General features: G+C 67.9%; 15 protein-coding genes. 6 read left to right on the top strand and 9 right to left on the bottom strand.

Features of this window, described 5'->3' with window-relative positions; translation table 11 throughout:
• Window positions 1-92: 92 nt before the first annotated feature.
• Together ettA and ACTIFS_RS18880 are read left to right on the top strand one after the other, a co-directional pair.
• Entirely contained in the window at window positions 93-1,745 is a 1,653-nt protein-coding gene (gene ettA, locus ACTIFS_RS18885; RefSeq protein ID WP_439575669.1) for an energy-dependent translational throttle protein EttA, read from the top strand.
• A gap of 51 nt (window positions 1,746-1,796) precedes the next feature.
• Window positions 1,797-2,219, top strand: coding sequence for an Ivy family c-type lysozyme inhibitor (locus ACTIFS_RS18880; RefSeq protein WP_439575668.1), 423 nt, complete (start codon window positions 1,797-1,799; stop codon window positions 2,217-2,219).
• 20 nt (window positions 2,220-2,239) lie between these two features.
• Here the strand turns inward: ACTIFS_RS18880 and glyS are convergent, their stop codons facing one another.
• The 7 genes from glyS to ACTIFS_RS18845 form a co-directional block, all read right to left on the bottom strand.
• Entirely contained in the window at window positions 2,240-4,819 is a 2,580-nt protein-coding gene (gene glyS / locus ACTIFS_RS18875; protein ID WP_439575667.1) for a glycine--tRNA ligase subunit beta, read from the bottom strand.
• 10 nt (window positions 4,820-4,829) lie between these two features.
• A complete protein-coding gene (locus ACTIFS_RS18870) occupies window positions 4,830-5,303 on the bottom strand; it encodes a DUF3828 domain-containing protein (RefSeq protein ID WP_439575666.1) in 474 nt (157 codons plus the stop codon).
• Complete coding sequence (locus ACTIFS_RS18865; RefSeq protein ID WP_439575665.1) at window positions 5,300-6,232, bottom strand: glycine--tRNA ligase subunit alpha; 933 nt, start codon at window positions 6,230-6,232, stop codon at window positions 5,300-5,302. The genes ACTIFS_RS18870 and ACTIFS_RS18865 overlap by 4 nt, the downstream gene beginning before the upstream one ends.
• An 84-nt stretch (window positions 6,233-6,316) precedes the next feature.
• Window positions 6,317-6,481 (bottom strand): hypothetical protein, encoded by a 165-nt coding sequence (locus tag ACTIFS_RS18860; RefSeq protein WP_439575664.1) that lies wholly within the window; start codon window positions 6,479-6,481, stop codon window positions 6,317-6,319.
• A 101-nt stretch (window positions 6,482-6,582) separates the two neighbouring features.
• On the bottom strand, window positions 6,583-7,356 hold the full coding sequence (locus tag ACTIFS_RS18855) for a hypothetical protein (RefSeq protein WP_439575663.1): 774 nt from the start codon (window positions 7,354-7,356) through the stop codon (window positions 6,583-6,585).
• A 126-nt stretch (window positions 7,357-7,482) separates the two neighbouring features.
• Window positions 7,483-7,905, bottom strand: a complete 423-nt coding sequence (locus ACTIFS_RS18850; RefSeq protein ID WP_439575662.1) for an OsmC family protein — start codon at window positions 7,903-7,905, stop codon at window positions 7,483-7,485.
• A 95-nt stretch (window positions 7,906-8,000) separates the two neighbouring features.
• Window positions 8,001-8,714 (bottom strand): B3/B4 domain-containing protein, encoded by a 714-nt coding sequence (locus ACTIFS_RS18845; RefSeq protein ID WP_439575661.1) that lies wholly within the window; start codon window positions 8,712-8,714, stop codon window positions 8,001-8,003.
• A gap of 178 nt (window positions 8,715-8,892) precedes the next feature.
• Here ACTIFS_RS18845 and ACTIFS_RS18840 point away from each other — a divergent pair, with 178 nt between their 5' ends.
• On the top strand, window positions 8,893-9,297 hold the full coding sequence (locus tag ACTIFS_RS18840) for a hypothetical protein (RefSeq protein WP_439575660.1): 405 nt from the start codon (window positions 8,893-8,895) through the stop codon (window positions 9,295-9,297).
• 112 nt (window positions 9,298-9,409) lie between these two features.
• A complete protein-coding gene (locus ACTIFS_RS18835) occupies window positions 9,410-10,174 on the top strand; it encodes an SDR family oxidoreductase (RefSeq protein WP_439575659.1) in 765 nt (254 codons plus the stop codon).
• A gap of 54 nt (window positions 10,175-10,228) precedes the next feature.
• Here ACTIFS_RS18835 and ACTIFS_RS18830 read toward each other — a convergent pair whose 3' ends face one another.
• Window positions 10,229-11,905 (bottom strand): electron transfer flavoprotein-ubiquinone oxidoreductase, encoded by a 1,677-nt coding sequence (locus ACTIFS_RS18830; RefSeq protein WP_439575658.1) that lies wholly within the window; start codon window positions 11,903-11,905, stop codon window positions 10,229-10,231.
• Window positions 11,906-12,154: 249 nt separating this feature from the next.
• On the opposite strand from ACTIFS_RS18830, the gene ACTIFS_RS18825 reads away from it, so the two are divergent.
• Both ACTIFS_RS18825 and ACTIFS_RS18820 read left to right on the top strand, forming a co-directional pair.
• The gene (locus ACTIFS_RS18825) at window positions 12,155-12,784 is read left to right on the top strand and encodes a transglutaminase-like cysteine peptidase (RefSeq protein WP_439575657.1); all 630 of its coding nucleotides are present in this window, start codon (window positions 12,155-12,157) and stop codon (window positions 12,782-12,784) included.
• Window positions 12,785-12,878: 94 nt separating this feature from the next.
• Entirely contained in the window at window positions 12,879-13,772 is an 894-nt protein-coding gene (locus ACTIFS_RS18820) for a uracil-DNA glycosylase (RefSeq protein WP_439575656.1), read from the top strand.
• An 11-nt stretch (window positions 13,773-13,783) separates the two neighbouring features.
• Here ACTIFS_RS18820 and ACTIFS_RS18815 read toward each other — a convergent pair whose 3' ends face one another.
• Window positions 13,784-14,431, bottom strand: coding sequence for a ribonuclease HII (locus tag ACTIFS_RS18815; RefSeq protein WP_439575739.1), 648 nt, complete (start codon window positions 14,429-14,431; stop codon window positions 13,784-13,786).
• Window positions 14,432-14,517 lie beyond the last annotated feature (86 nt).

Raw genomic sequence — 14,517 nt, 5'->3', positions numbered from 1 at the left:
GGTCCGGCCGCTATCTCGCGGCCAACCCTTCCGACAGGACACGATCGACCCGCGCCGCCGTCCGGCGCGGCCCAGCCGAGGACGCACCCTTCATGGCCCGCCAGTTCGCCTATCACATGTCCGGCCTGACCAAGGCCTATCCCAACGGCAAGAAGGTGCTGGAGAACGTCCATCTGTCGTTCTACCCGGATGCCAAGATCGGCGTGCTCGGCGTCAACGGCTCGGGCAAGTCGACCCTTCTGCGAATCATGGCCGGCTTGGACAAGGAGTTCACCGGCGAGGCCTGGGCGGCGGACGGCGTGCGCGTCGGCTACCTGCCGCAGGAGCCGCAACTCGATGCGGGCCTCAATGTCCGCGAGAATGTCATGCTGGGCGTGGCGGCGAAGAAGGCGATCCTCGACCGCTACAACGAACTGGCCATGAACTACACGGACGAGGGCGCCGACGAGATGGCCCGGCTCCAGGACGAGATCGAGGCGCAGGGCCTGTGGGACCTCGACAGCAAGGTCGATCAGGCCATGGACGCGCTGATCTGCCCGCCGGACGACTGGTCGGTGGACAAGCTTTCGGGCGGCGAGAAGCGCCGCGTCGCGCTGTGCCGCCTGCTGCTCGACCAGCCGGAAGTGCTGCTGCTCGACGAGCCGACCAACCATCTCGATGCCGAGACCACGGCCTGGCTGGAGGGGCACCTGCGCACCTATCCGGGCGCCATCCTGATCGTCACCCACGACCGCTACTTCCTCGACAATGTCACCGGTTGGATCCTCGAACTCGATCGCGGCAAGGGCATTCCCTATGAGGGCAACTATTCCTCGTGGCTTCAGCAGAAGCAGAAGCGGCTGATCCAGGAGGGTCGCGAGGAGGAGACGCGCCTGAAGACGCTGGCCCGCGAGGCGGAGTGGATGGGCTCGTCGCCGAAGGCCCGGCAGGCCAAGAACAAGGCGCGCATCCAGCGCTATGACGACCTGGTGAAGAAGGCGGCCGAGGCCGGCCCGACCACCGCGCAGATCATCATCCCGATCGCCGAGCGGCTGGGCAACAATGTCATCGAGTTCAAGGACCTGTCGAAGGCGTTCGGCGACAAGCTGCTGATCGACAACCTGTCGTTCCGCCTGCCGCCGGGCGGTATCGTCGGGATCATCGGCCCGAACGGCGCCGGCAAGACGACGCTGTTCCGCATGATCGCCGGGCAGGAAAGCCCCGATTCCGGCGAGATCATCATCGCCGACAACGTCAAGCTCGGCTATGTCGACCAGTCGCGCGACGCTTTGGCCGCCACCAAGACGGTCTATGAGGAAATCTCAGGCGGCAACGAGATCCTCTATCTCGGCAAGCGCGAGATCAATGCCCGGGCCTATTGCGGCGCCTTCAACTTCAAGGGCGGCGACCAGCAGAAGAAGGTCGGCCAGCTCTCCGGCGGCGAGCGCAACCGCGTGCATCTGGCCAAGATCCTGCAGCGCGGCGCCAATGTCCTGCTCCTCGACGAGCCGACCAACGATCTCGACGTGGAGACGCTGAGGGCGCTGGAGGAGGCGCTGGAGGATTATGCCGGCTGCGCGGTCATCATCAGCCATGACCGCATGTTCCTCGACCGCATCGCCACCCATATCCTCGCCTTCGAGGGCGACAGCCACGTGGAATGGTTCGAAGGCAATTTCCAGGACTACGAGGAGGACAAGAAGCGCCGCCTCGGCATCGATTCCACCATTCCGAAGCGCATCCAGTACAAGAAGTTCGCGCGCTAGGCATAAGGGACGCCGGGCCACCCCGGCGGTTGCTGCATCAGGAGGCAGGTCGTGGCTGGCGGGGTGACGAGGCGGCTGCTCCTTGCAGCCATCGCGACAGGCGTTGCGACCGGTTCGCTGCCGGCACAGGAACCCTTGCCGGGGATCGACGTGCTGCTGCAGCGGCCCGCCTTCAAGCAAGCCTGGGACGGGGTGTTCCGCCGCGAGCGCAATATCGACCGCTGGGTCCACGTGTTCGGCGGCGGCGGCGAGGGCACGGTCCTGCCGACGCGGGCCATCGAGCGCGACGGCGTGCGCTATCTGGCCGGTGCGGTGTGCCGGCCGCAGGCCTGCGAGGACAACCGCCTGTTCGTGCTGTTCCGCGACGACGGCAGCCAGGCCTGGGCCCGCTGGGTGGGCAAGGATCTCGCACTCACCTACGGCCAGCCGACGCCGGCCCTGCGCGCGCTGCTCGTCGAGGTGGCCGGGCGATAGGCGAAGGCGTGGCCGCCGCCTTAGCCCTCGATCTTCGAGAAATCCGCCACCGTGGCGGTTGCAGCGCGCAGCTGGGCCAGCATCTTCAGCCGGTTTTCGCGCAGCGCCGGATCCTCGGCATTGACGGTGACCTTCTCGAAGAAGGCATCGACCGCCGGGCGCAGCTCGGCGAGCGCCTTCATGGCGCCGGCGAAATCCTCCCGGGCGACATGGTCGCGGGCGTGGGTCGTGGCACTGTTTAACAGGTTAAACAATGCGCGTTCCTCGGGGACGCCCTTGTCGTGGACGAGGGCGGCATCCGGCGCGCCGTCATAGGTGCGGCCGTCCTTCTTCTCCTCGATGCGCAGGATGTTCATGGCCCGCTTGGTGCCGGCGAGCAGGTTTTTCCCGTCCTCGGTGCCGAGCAGGGCGGTGAGCGCCTCGACGCGGCGGACGACGAGGAGGAGGTCGTCATTGCCCTCGCCGGATGCCAGAACGGCATCGACGAGGTCGTGACGCTGGCCCTGGTCGCGGAGCAGGACCTTCAGGCGGTCGTGGAAGAAGGAGAGTAGATTTTTGGTGCGATCTAACGCAAAGCGCCACAATTCCGGATATCGGCCGTCTAGCGGAACTTTCAATCCGTCAAGTATCGTTTCCGATAAAAACCCTTCGCGTTCGTTTAGAACAATGGACGATCCTTCAATCAGACGGTTGGAAAGGGCCTTGATGGCGAATGCCTTCTCAAGCGCCTCTTGGCTTTGATCTGGACTAAGCATTTCCCCATCGAGCGTATAAGTCTGACGAACGATCCTATCAATAATCTCCATCTGATAAGGATATGGCTTGGCCCAGTCTCCGACCTCGCTACGATGAGCTTCCATAAATGCAAAGAAGTCCGACTTGAATTTTGAATACAATCCATCGCTGTCAAGGAATGCCAGAACAAGCGGCAGATCACGGATCAGTTTTTCTCCCTGATCGTGTATGGTCGACGCAGACTCTTTCGACAGACGGAGAAAACCCTCATAAAGTTGCGAAATCAACGGCTGAACAAAAAGGATGGGTAGATTCCGGTAGAGACTAATCTTGGTGTCATTCTCAGCCACCAACCGGATCACCCCCAGCGCTGCCCTCCTCAGCGCGAACGGATCCTTCGACCCCGTCGGCTTCTCGTCGATGGCCCAGAAGCCTACCAGCGTGTCCAGCTTGTCGGCCAGCGCCACAGCCACCGCCACCTTGTCCGTCGGCACGCGGTCGGACGGCCCCTGCGGCTTGTAATGGTCCTCGATGGCGATGCAGACGCTCTCGGGCTCGCCCTGCAGCGCCGCATATTTCCGCCCCATCAGGCCCTGCACCTCGGGAAACTCTCCGACCACCTCGGTCATCAGGTCGGCCTTGGCGAGTTCCGCGGCGCGCTCGGCAAGGTCCGGGTCGGCACCGACCAGCGGCGCGATGTGGCGGGCCAGCGCCTTGATGCGCTCCACGCGCTCGCCCTGCGTTCCCAGCTTCTCGTGGAACACCACGTTGAGCGCGCGCAGCTTCGCCATGCGCTGGTCCAGCGGCTTGCCCTTGTCCTCATAGCCGGGCAGGGGCTTCTGGTCGGTCTCAAAGAAATAGAGCGCGTCCGACAGCCGCGCGCGGATGACGCGCTCGTTGCCGGCGACGATGGCGGTGCCGCCGTCGCTGGCCTCAAGATTTGCGGTCAGCACGAAGCGGTTGGCCAGCCGCCCGGACTTCGGGTCGCGCACCACGAAACACTTCTGGTTGGCGCGGATGGTGGCGCGGATGACCTCGTCGGGGATGGTGAGGAAGGCTTCCTCGAAGGAGCCCATCAGCACCACCGGCCATTCGACAAGGCCGGCGACCTCGTTCAGCAGGCCCTCGTCCTCGACCAGTTCGAACCCTTGCGCGAAACAGAGGTTCTTGGCGTCGGCGAGGATGCGGCGCTTGCGCTCCTCCGGGTCGGCCACCACGAAGGCCTTTTCCAGCCCGGTCAGATAATCGTCCATGCGCCGCACGCGGAACGGGGCGGGCGCCATGAAGCGGTGGCCGCGCGTCTCCTCGCCCGAGGCGATGCCGTCGATGGAGAACCGGATGACCTCCGGTTCCTCGGTCTCCGGCCCGAAGGTGCAGAGGATCGACTGAAGCGGCCGCACCCAGCGCAGCGAGCCGGGCGAGACCGAGGCCGCGCCCCAGCGTATGGATTTCGGCCAGGGGAAGGCGCGCACCACGTCGGGCACGATCTCGGCGATCACCTCGGGGGTGGGCCGGCCCGGCTTGTTGATGACGGCGATATAGCTGTCGCCCTTCTTCGGGTCGGACTGGATGGTGGCCTCGTCGATGGAGGCGAGACCCGCGCTCTTCAGGAAGCCCTGGATCGCCGCGTCCGGCGCGCCCACGCGCGGGCCCTTGCGCTCCTCGCGGACGTCCGGCGAGGCGGCCGGCAGGCCGTGGACCGACAGCGCGATGCGCCGCGGCGTCACGATGGCGCGCGCGCCCTCGTAGAGGCAGCCCTTCGCCACCAGGGCGTCGGTGACCGCCTTTTTCAGATGCGCGGCGGCATCGGCCTGCATGCGGGCCGGGATTTCTTCTGACAGAAGTTCGAGAAGGAGGTCGGGCATGGCGCCGTCATCAATTCTGCATCTGGAGGAGATGGGACAGCGTCCATCCGTCGGTGCCGGTGCGGCGCGCGTCGTCGATCAGCCAGCGACCGTTTTCGTAGGTGAGATCGAAGCGGATCTCGCTGTCCTGATCGAACAGGCGGAAGGTGGCCACCACCTCGGCGCTGGCGGCGTCACGGGTACCGGCCGTCAGGCGCAGCGTGGTGCGAAAGCCCTCGTCATAGTCCTGGCAGCCGCAGGCATAGTCGAAATCGAGGCCGGGCATGACCTCGTCGGCCTGGCGGGAGCGGGCGATCTGCTCGTCGAACAGACGTTTCAGCCGCGCCGACAGGAAGGGCTGGTCGCTGGTGCCCTGCTGTCGGCCGTAGAGGCCGCGGACGGTGGCGACCGGATCGTCGGCACTCTGGGCGCGGGGTGTCGCCGGCACGAGCCAGGCCTGCACGGCAAGGCCCGCGACCATGACGCGGCGTGACGGCCCGGTCATGCCGCCATCCCCCCGGCTTCGGTCTTCAGCCAGGCGGCGCCGCAGGCCTTTGCCAGTTCGCGCACGCGCAGGATGTAGCTCTGCCGCTCGGTCACCGAGATGACCCCGCGGGCATCCAGGAGGTTGAAGGCATGCCCGGCCTTGAGGCACTGGTCATAGGCGGGCTGAACCATCAGGTGCCGGTCCCCGCCTTCGCCCTTCTCGAGCAGCGACCGGCACTCGGTCTCGGCCTCGGCGAACCGGCGGAACAGGGCGGCGGTGTCGGCATGTTCGAAATTGTAGCGGGAATATTCCTGCTCGGCCTGCAGGAACACCTCGCGATAGGTGACCTTCTCAGGCCCCTCGCGGCCGTTGAAGTTCAGCTCCATGATGCTCTCGACATTCTGCAGGTAGCAGGCAAGGCGCTCCAGGCCATAGGTCAGTTCGCCTGATACGGGCGCGCATTCGATGCCGGCGACCTGCTGGAAATAGGTGAACTGGCTGACCTCCATGCCGTCGCACCAGCACTCCCAGCCGAGGCCCCAGGCGCCGAGCGTCGGGTTCTCCCAGTCGTCCTCGACGAAGCGGATGTCGTGGAGCCGGGGGTCGAGGCCGATGGCCTCCAGCGAGCCGAGATAGAGCTCCTGGAGGTCGGGCGGATTGGGCTTCAGGATGACCTGGAACTGGTAATAGTGCTGCAGGCGGTTGGGGTTCTCGCCATAGCGGCCGTCCTTCGGCCGGCGCGAGGGCTGGACATAGGCAGCGTTCCACGGACGCGGGCCCAGCGAGCGCAACATCGTTCCGGGATGGGAGGTGCCGGCCCCGACTTCCATGTCGTAGGGCTGGAGAATGACGCAGCCCTTCTCCGCCCAGAAGGTCTGGAGCGCCAGAATCAGGCCCTGGAACGAGCGTTCGGGCCGCATGTGCGGGGGCAGGTGGGCTGAAGACATCGCGGTGCGGCCTGTCGGGACGAGCGGAGCCGACCCATACTGACCGGGTGCGAGGGGGTCAACCGCCGCGGGCCGGTCCAGGCCTCAGGGACGATATTCGCCCGTCACGGGGTCACGGCGCAACTTGCGGATCGGCTGGTCGGCGCGAACCGGCTTCGGCTGTGGCTGGGCCGCGATGGCCTTGCGGACCATGGCATAGGCGACGATGGCGATGGCGGCGACGGCAACGCCGAGGAGTGCGGGCGGCATGACGAATCCCATGGGTCAGGATCACAACGGACGCATAGCGCCGGGCAATTCCGGCGAAAGCGGGGCGATCACGGTCTTGTCAGCGATAACCTGCCCATGGGTCATGTGCAGGCGGGCCGTTGCTGGCCGACGCCGACGAACAGGCCCTTGGCCTGCGGAGAGGCGTCAAGCCCGAAGTCGGACTGGGCGAAGGCCCCGATGGCGGCAAGATCGGCCACCGTGCGCCGGATGGTGCTGGCCTCCGGGCGCTGCCAGAACGCCGTGTCGGGCGAGGCCGCGGCATTGATCGGCGTGCGCGGCGGGAAGAACCCGGCGATGAACAGGGTCACGTTGGCGGCGGCCAGATGGCGCAGGTGGCTGTCGCAGGCGGCAGACGAGAGGCTGGCAAGCTCGCGGGCCAGCACCGCGCCATGGTCGAGCACGGCCCGCTCGGTGCGGGCCCGGCCGATGGGCGGCGGCATCAGGCGGGGACCATCCACCTCGACGGTCGCCGCCGGCATGCGGAACACCACCGGGCCAACCGGAAGGTAGGACAGGGCGAGGCGGCCGGACGTGGCCAGGCCGGTCAGGCCGGCACCGGCGCTTTCTCTCACACCGGCCACGGGCGCCACGAACCGCGGACCGGAGGGGCCTGCCGGCACCGGCGCCGCGGCCTTCTGCGCGCTGAAGCCCGGAATGGACGAGATGCCGGGAATGGAAGCGAGGCTCGGCAGTGGCAGCGACGTGCCGCCGGAGAGGAACCAGAAGCCGCCAAATCCGGCCATGAGGGCGACAGCGACGATGAGCACCGTGGAGGTGCTGCCGTCCCGCCGCTCGGCGGGCGCAGGGGCCGCGCCGCGGTTGCGGCGAAAGTTCATGGCGAAGTCGTCGGCCATCGATCCTCTGTCCTCCCGGGAAAGACAGTCTGGCAGAGGATCGTTGAGGCCGGCTTTATCCGAATGGTTCAAGTGAAATGAATCGGCACCCCGGCCGGTCGCAGGCCGGGGTGCGGCACCGCCCGCTCAGGCGAGCGTCCAGTCGAGCGAGATATCGGCGTTCAGCAGGCGCGAGATCGGGCAGGTCTCCTTGGCGGTCTTGACGAGGCCCGCGAAGGCCTCGCGGTCGGCGCCGGGGACGGTGGCGGCCAGCGTCAGCGCCGATTTCGTCACCTTGAAGCCGACATCGTCCCGCTCGCCGGAAATGGCGCAACTCGTCTTCAGTTCGGTCGCGGTCAGACCGGCCTTCTGCAGCCCGAAGGCCAGCGCCATGGTGAAGCAGCCGGCATGGGCGGCCGCGATCAGTTCCTCGGGATTGGTGCCCTTCTCGTTCTCGAAGCGGGTGACGAAGGAATAGGCGGTGTCGGCGAGGACGCCGGAATCGGTGGTCAGGCGGCCTTTGCCGTCGCGGCCGGTGCCGTTCCAGACGGCCGTTGCAGTGCGGATCATCGGGGTCTCCTCCTTCAACGCTCCGGAGCCTGCCGCGCCGGGCGGGCGGGACTATAGGCCGGTGAACCGAGGGCTGCGAGCCCGGACGGGCGGGGTCAGCCCAGCGCGACGGCCGGACTGGACCGGTCGGCGACTGCAACCGACACCCGAGCGCCGCAGAAGCGGCCGAGCAGGTCGGTCGCATCGGCTACCGCCGCATCGAGGTCGCCCGAGCCATTGGTCTGGATGGTCAGGATGGCACGGCGCGTCGCCGGCGTGATGATCGTGCGGGCGTCCTGGCGCCAGTTCCAGCGCCGGCACAGGACATGCCGGGCATCGGCATAGACGACCTCCCCCTCCTTCGGTGGATCGTTCGGATCCTCGCCGGCCTCCGCGCCCATGTCGATGAAGCTGTCGCCGGGCCGGGCGAAGCGGAAGGCGAAGGGCGGGGTCGTCTTGTCGAGATCGTCGGCGCCGCAACAGGCGACCGATGCCAGCGAGACCGCGTTGTAGGCGTCGACGAAGGCGTTGATGGAGGGCAGGGTCCGGCCGGCAAGGGCATTCTTCATCAGCCGCTCCACCGAGCAGCCGTAGCTGGTCTTCTTGATGCCGAAGGAGCGATAGGCCGCGCGCCAGGCGGCAATGCCGTCGATCTCCGCGAGATCCCGGCCGGCATGGGCGGCGCGGGCCGCGTCCTCGCGTTCAGCGATCAGGCTGTCGAGGGCGGCGGGCCGTTCGGCCGGAATACGCAGGTCCTCGCACAGCAGCACAGCCACGCGGAACGCGGGAAAGCGTTCGGTCAGGTCGGCGATGGTCAGGGTGACGGGCATGGCGGGGCGAGCGGTTGGAACAGCGCAGGGGTAGTCGTCCCCCGGCCTGCACGCAAGGCACGCGCGCAGGCGGAGCTGGCTCTGCGCCGTCGCCTGCCGGGCCGCGAGGCGCTAGTCTGGCGACACGGATTCGCCGCAAGCCTTGGCCATGGATGCCGGCCGTCCCGGGATGATCGCCATGATGTTTCGCACCGCCCTTCTCGCCTCCCTTATCGCCCTCGTGCCGGGGATCGCTCTGGCGCAGCAGCAGCGACCCCCGCAGGTAGGCGGCGGTCACCGCATCGAGGATTTCACCGGGTTGTGGGCGGCGCAGCCCGGCGGCCAGCCGGCGGTCGAGATCCGGTCCCAGCGCGCCACGATCATCGCCCGCGAACTGTTCCGCCATTCCGCCGCCGGCCGCTGCGGCACCGAGGGCAGGGGGCGCTGGACCGGCCGGACGTCGCAACTCAACTTCCGCGGCGTCTGCGACAACGGCCGTCCCATGCCTCAAACGCGCTGCGCGGTGACGGTCGAGGCGCCGAACCGGCTGACCACGCGCTGCCAGAACGGCCACCGCATGGTGCTCCACCGGGTGGGGCGGTAACGGCCGCGCGGGCTGCCCGACAAAACGGGTGGAGAGATCGGGTCGCGGCCGGGGCCGTGCCGGTCGATGGGTTGCTCACGGCGACAGAACGGTCGCCCGACAGGAGCATTCCATGACCAGACTTCAGAACAAGGTGGCCATCATCACGGGCGCAAGCTCCGGCATCGGCCGGGCCGCGGCATTGCTGTTCGCCGCGGAAGGATGCCGGATCGTGGCCGTGGCGCGAGGGCAGGCGGGCCTCGATGCGCTCGCGCGCGACATCGGCACGGCCGGCGGCGAGATCGCGACCCTGGCCGGCGATGTGGCAGGCGAGGACGTCGCAGAGGCAGCGGTTGCGCTGGCGCAGCAGCGCTTCGGCGGGCTCGACATCGCGTTCAACAATGCCGGCGCGCTGGGTGAGATGGGGCCTGCCGCCACGGTCTCCCGGACCGGCTGGCAGGAGGCCGTCGACGTCAACCTGACCGGCTCGTTCCTCGGGATCCGGCATCAGGTGCCGGCCATGATCGCGCGCGGCGGCGGCTCGATCCTGTTCACATCGAGTTTCGTCGGTCACACGGTCGGCTTTCCCGGCATGGTGGCCTATGCCGCCAGCAAGGCCGGGCTGATCGGCCTCATGCAGGTCGTGGCCGCCGAATACGGGCCGCAAAAGATCAGGGCCAATGTCCTGCTCGTCGGAGGCACCGACACGCCGATGGGCCGGCAGGTCATCACCACGCCGGAGATGCGCAGCTTCGTGGAGGGGCTCTATCCGCTGAAGCGCCTCGCAGAGCCCGGCGAGATCGCCGAGGCTGCGCTGTTCCTCGCCTCGGATGCCTCCAGCTTCGTCACCGGGTCGGCCCTGGCGGTGGAAGGCGGCATCTCCATCAACCGGACCTGAACCGGCGCCGGGCAGGCCGGGAGGGGCCTTGCGGCGCCCCTTGCCTCTGCCGGGTCACATCCCCGGATAGTTCGGCCCGCCGCCGCCCTCGGGCGTCACCCAGTTGATGTTCTGGGCCGGATCCTTGATGTCGCAGGTTTTGCAGTGGACGCAGTTCTGCGCGTTGATCACGAATTTCGGGTCGGTTTTCGCGGCCTCGTCGCCATAGACCACCTCATAGACGGCCGCCGGGCAATAGAGCCGGGCCGGCTCGCCATATTTCGGCAGGTTGTCGCGGATCGGCACCGCCGGGTCCTTCAGGGTGAGGTGGATCGGCTGATCCTCCTCGTGGTTGGTGTTCGACAGGAACACGCTCGACAGCTTGTCGAAGGAGATGACCCCATCGGGCCGCGGATAGACGATCGGCTTGACCTGGTCGATCGGCTTCAGCGTGGCATGGTCCGGCTTGCCGTGCTTCAGCGTGCCGAAGGGCGAGAAGCGCAGCAGCGAATTGAACCACATGTCGATGCCGCCCAGCATCACGCCGCCGATCGTGCCGAGCTTCGACCAGAGCGGCTTGACGTTGCGCACCGTCCACAGGTCCTTGCCGATGGCCGAGGAGCGCCAGGCGCCTTCATAGCTCGCAAGCTCGTCGTGTTCGCGCCCCGCAGCGATCGCCTCGGCCAGATGCTCGGCACACAGCATCCCCGACAGGATCGCGTTGTGAGAGCCCTTGATGCGCGGCACGTTGACGAGGCCGGCCGCGCAGCCGACCAGCGTGCCGCCCGGGAAGGCGAGCTTCGGCACCGACTGCCAGCCGCCCTCGGTGATGGCGCGCGCGCCGTAGGACAGGCGCTTGCCGCCTTCCAGGATGGGGCGCACGGAGGGGTGCTGCTTGAAGCGCTGGAACTCGTCGAAGGGCGAAAGCGTCGGGTTCTCGTAGTTCAGGTGGACGACGAAGCCGACATAAACCTGGTTGTCCTCGGCGTGGTAGAGGAACGAGCCGCCGCCGGTCTTCATGTCCAGCGGCCAGCCGAAGGAATGCTGGACCAGCCCCGGCTTGTGGTTCTCCGGCCTGACCTGCCAGACTTCCTTCAGGCCGATGCCGAATTTCGGCGGCTCACGGCCCTCGTCCAGCTGGAACGTGCGGATCAACTGCTTGGTCAGGTGGCCGCGCGCGCCTTCCGCGAAGACCGTGTACTTGCCGCGCAGCTCCATGCCGCGGGTGAACCGGTCGGTGACCTCGCCGTCGCGGGCGATGCCCATGTCGCCGGTGGCGATGCCACGCACGGCGCCGCCGTGGTCGAACAGCACCTCGGCGGCGGCGAAGCCGGGATAGATTTCCACGCCCAGCGCCTCGGCGCGGGCCGCCAGCCACTTGGTCACATTGCCGAGCGAGCCGATGAAATTGCCGTGGTTGTTCATCAGCCCCGGCATCATGACATTGGGCAGGCGCAGGCTGCCGGCCGGGCCGAGGAAGTAGAAGCGGTCGTCGGTGACCTCTTGCTTCAGCGGCCGGTCCGGATCCTCGCGCCAGTCGGGCAGCAGGGCGTCGAGGCCGGCCGGGTCGATGACCGCACCCGACAGGATATGGGCGCCGACCTCCGAGCCCTTCTCCACGACGACCACGGTGAGATCGGCATTCAGCTGCTTCAGCCGGATGGCGGTGGCAAGGCCCGCCGGTCCGCCGCCGACCACCACTACGTCATAGTCCATGCCCTCGCGCTCGGGCAGATCCTGTTCCGTGGTCATCGGCATGGTCCCCATGTTCCGCGGCCGGCAAAGGCCGCGCTGCTTGCGACTTTGGTCGGTTTCTAAAGCACGGGCTGGGCGCGGTGACAACGCGCCGACCGTCGGATGCAGGGCCGCAGCCCGTCCGTTTACGTTCGATTAAGGTCCGTTAACGATATCTTAACGTCACGCTTGAGCCGCAATCATTAACAGGAGATTAATGGCCCCGGGTCGCAGGGCAGTCATCGTCGGTACGAGGGTTCATCCTTCATGCGTCGCCTTGCGTTTATTGTTGCAGCCGCCGTTCTGGTTTCGATGGCCCCCTGGGCCGCATCCGCCCAGACGGCCGAGACACGCCGCCTGCAGGCCTCCCTGCCGGCTGGTGCCATCACATCGCCGCCGATCGGCTGGGTGCAGTTCTGCGCCGAGAACGCCGCCGAGTGCCGCATGCGCTTTGCCAGGGCCCGCGAGGTGCAGCTCACGCCGGCTGCCTTCGCCCAGATCGCCCGGGTCAATATCCAGGTGAACCGGGAGATCGAGCAGGTCTCCGACCTCGATCATTTCGGCGTCGAGGAATACTGGACCTATCCGGTGGACGGGAAGGGCGACTGCGAGGATCTGGTGCTGGAGAAGAAGCGCCGCCTCGTCATCATGGGATTTCCGCGCGAGGCGCTGCTGATCACCGTCGTGCGCGATCACAATGGCGAGGGGCACGCGGTGCTGACCGTGGTGACCAATCGCGGCGACTATGTGCTCGACAATTTCACCAACGAGATGAAGCTGTGGCATGGAACCGGCTACCGGTTCATCAAGCGCCAGGCGCAGACCGACCCCAACCAGTGGGTGTCGCTGAACGGCGGCGGCTCCGAGCCGGCACAGGTGGCCATGCCGCGCCGCTGAAGGCGCACCATACTGATCGCCTCCTGCCCCGTTCGGGCAGTCGAGGCCGGGCCGGGGCGGGTCGCAGCGCTCCGGCCTTCTGCTATAGGAAGGCATGGCCGACAGTTCCGCCCTCGACCCGCGACAGCGTGACGCCCTGGAGGCGCTGCTCCTGTTTTACCGCGACGCCGGCATCGATCTGGCGATCGAGGAGGCGCCGGTGGACCGCTTCGCCGCCTCCGCTGCCGAGGAGACCGCGCGGCGCTCCCGGCCCGTTTCGCCGGAACCCGCGACACCTTCGCGGAGCCGCCCCGCCGCCCTGACCGGCCGGGGCGAGGCGCCTCGCGTCGAGCCGGCACGGGCTGCCGTCGCGGTGAGCGGGGAGGGCGCGCCGCCGTCTCCGGAGGCGGCCGTGCTCGCCGCGCGCGAGGCGGCGGCCGCCGCCTCGACGCTCGATGAACTGCGCACGGCGCTGGAGGCATTCGAGGGCTGCGCGCTGAAGACCACGGCCTCCCGCACCGTGTTCGAGGACGGGTCGCGCGCGGCGCGCGTCATGTTCGTCGGCGAGGCGCCGGGGCGGGAGGAGGACATGGAGGGGCGACCGTTCGTCGGCCGGTCCGGCCAGCTTCTCGACCGCATGCTGGCGAGCATCGGGCTCGACCGCATGGCCAATGCCTATATTGCCAACATCATTCCGTGGCGGCCGCCCGGCAACCGCACCCCGACGCCGCAGGAAATCGCTATCTGCGAGCCGTTCATCCGCCGGCAGATCGAGCTGAAGGCCCCCGACCTGCTGGTCTGCGTCGGTGCGCCCTCCACCGAGACGCTGCTGGGGTTGAAGGGCATCACCAAGGTCCGCGGCCGGCTGACCACCTTCCGGGCCGGCGGGCGCGACATCCAGGCCATCGCCACGCTGCATCCGGCCTATCTGCTGCGCCAGCCGGCCGCCAAGCGACTGGCCTGGCGCGACATGCTGACCATCGGCAAGGTTCTGGGGCTGCCCGGCTGAGGCGCTCCGGCTCAGCGGCCCTTCAGGCTGCCGAAGGTCATGCGGTGATGGAGCGAGGGGCCGAGGGTCGCAATCGCCGCGCGGTGAACCCGGGTGCCGTAGCCCTTGTGAACGGCGAAGCCGTAGCCGGGCACGGCGGCATCGACATGGCGCATCAGCCGGTCGCGGTGGACCTTGGCGACGATGGAGGCGGCGGCGATGGAGAGCACCAGCGCATCACCGTCGACGATGGCCTCGCCCGACACGCCAAGCGGCAGGGGCGGAACGTCGCGGCCATCGACGAGCACATGGCGGGCGGGCAGGGCAAGGGCTGCCACGGCGTCGGCCATGGCATGGAGGGTCGCCTTGCGGATATCGGTCGCATCGATGCGAGCGGGCGACGCCGCGGCGAGGGAGACGGCCAGCGCGCTGGCCATGACCGCCTCGTAGAGCGCCTCGCGGCGCGCCTCGTCCAGCAGCTTGGAATCGGCAAGTCCCGGCGGAATCGCCGCAGGGTCGAGGATGACGGCTGCCGCGACAACAGGGCCGGCGAGCGGCCCGCGCCCGGCCTCGTCCACACCCGCCACGGGCGCAAAGCCCTGCGCGATGGCGCGGGCTTCCACGGTGAAGGTCGGAACGGGCGGGGCCATGCGCCTGTCTCGCCGATGGCGCGCTGTCAGGCAAGCTGCGGTTGTCGCATCCGGCCCGCGGCGGCTGATGATCAGATTCAGGTTCAGGGCAAAAAGATCAGGTCTTGCAACGGTCT

Origin of the sequence: Phreatobacter sp. (assembly GCF_051860605.1) — a bacterium.
Classification (GTDB): domain Bacteria; phylum Pseudomonadota; class Alphaproteobacteria; order Rhizobiales; family Phreatobacteraceae; genus Phreatobacter.
Note: the sequence above shows the minus strand (reverse complement) of the source record. Positions and strands in the feature narration are given on the sequence as shown.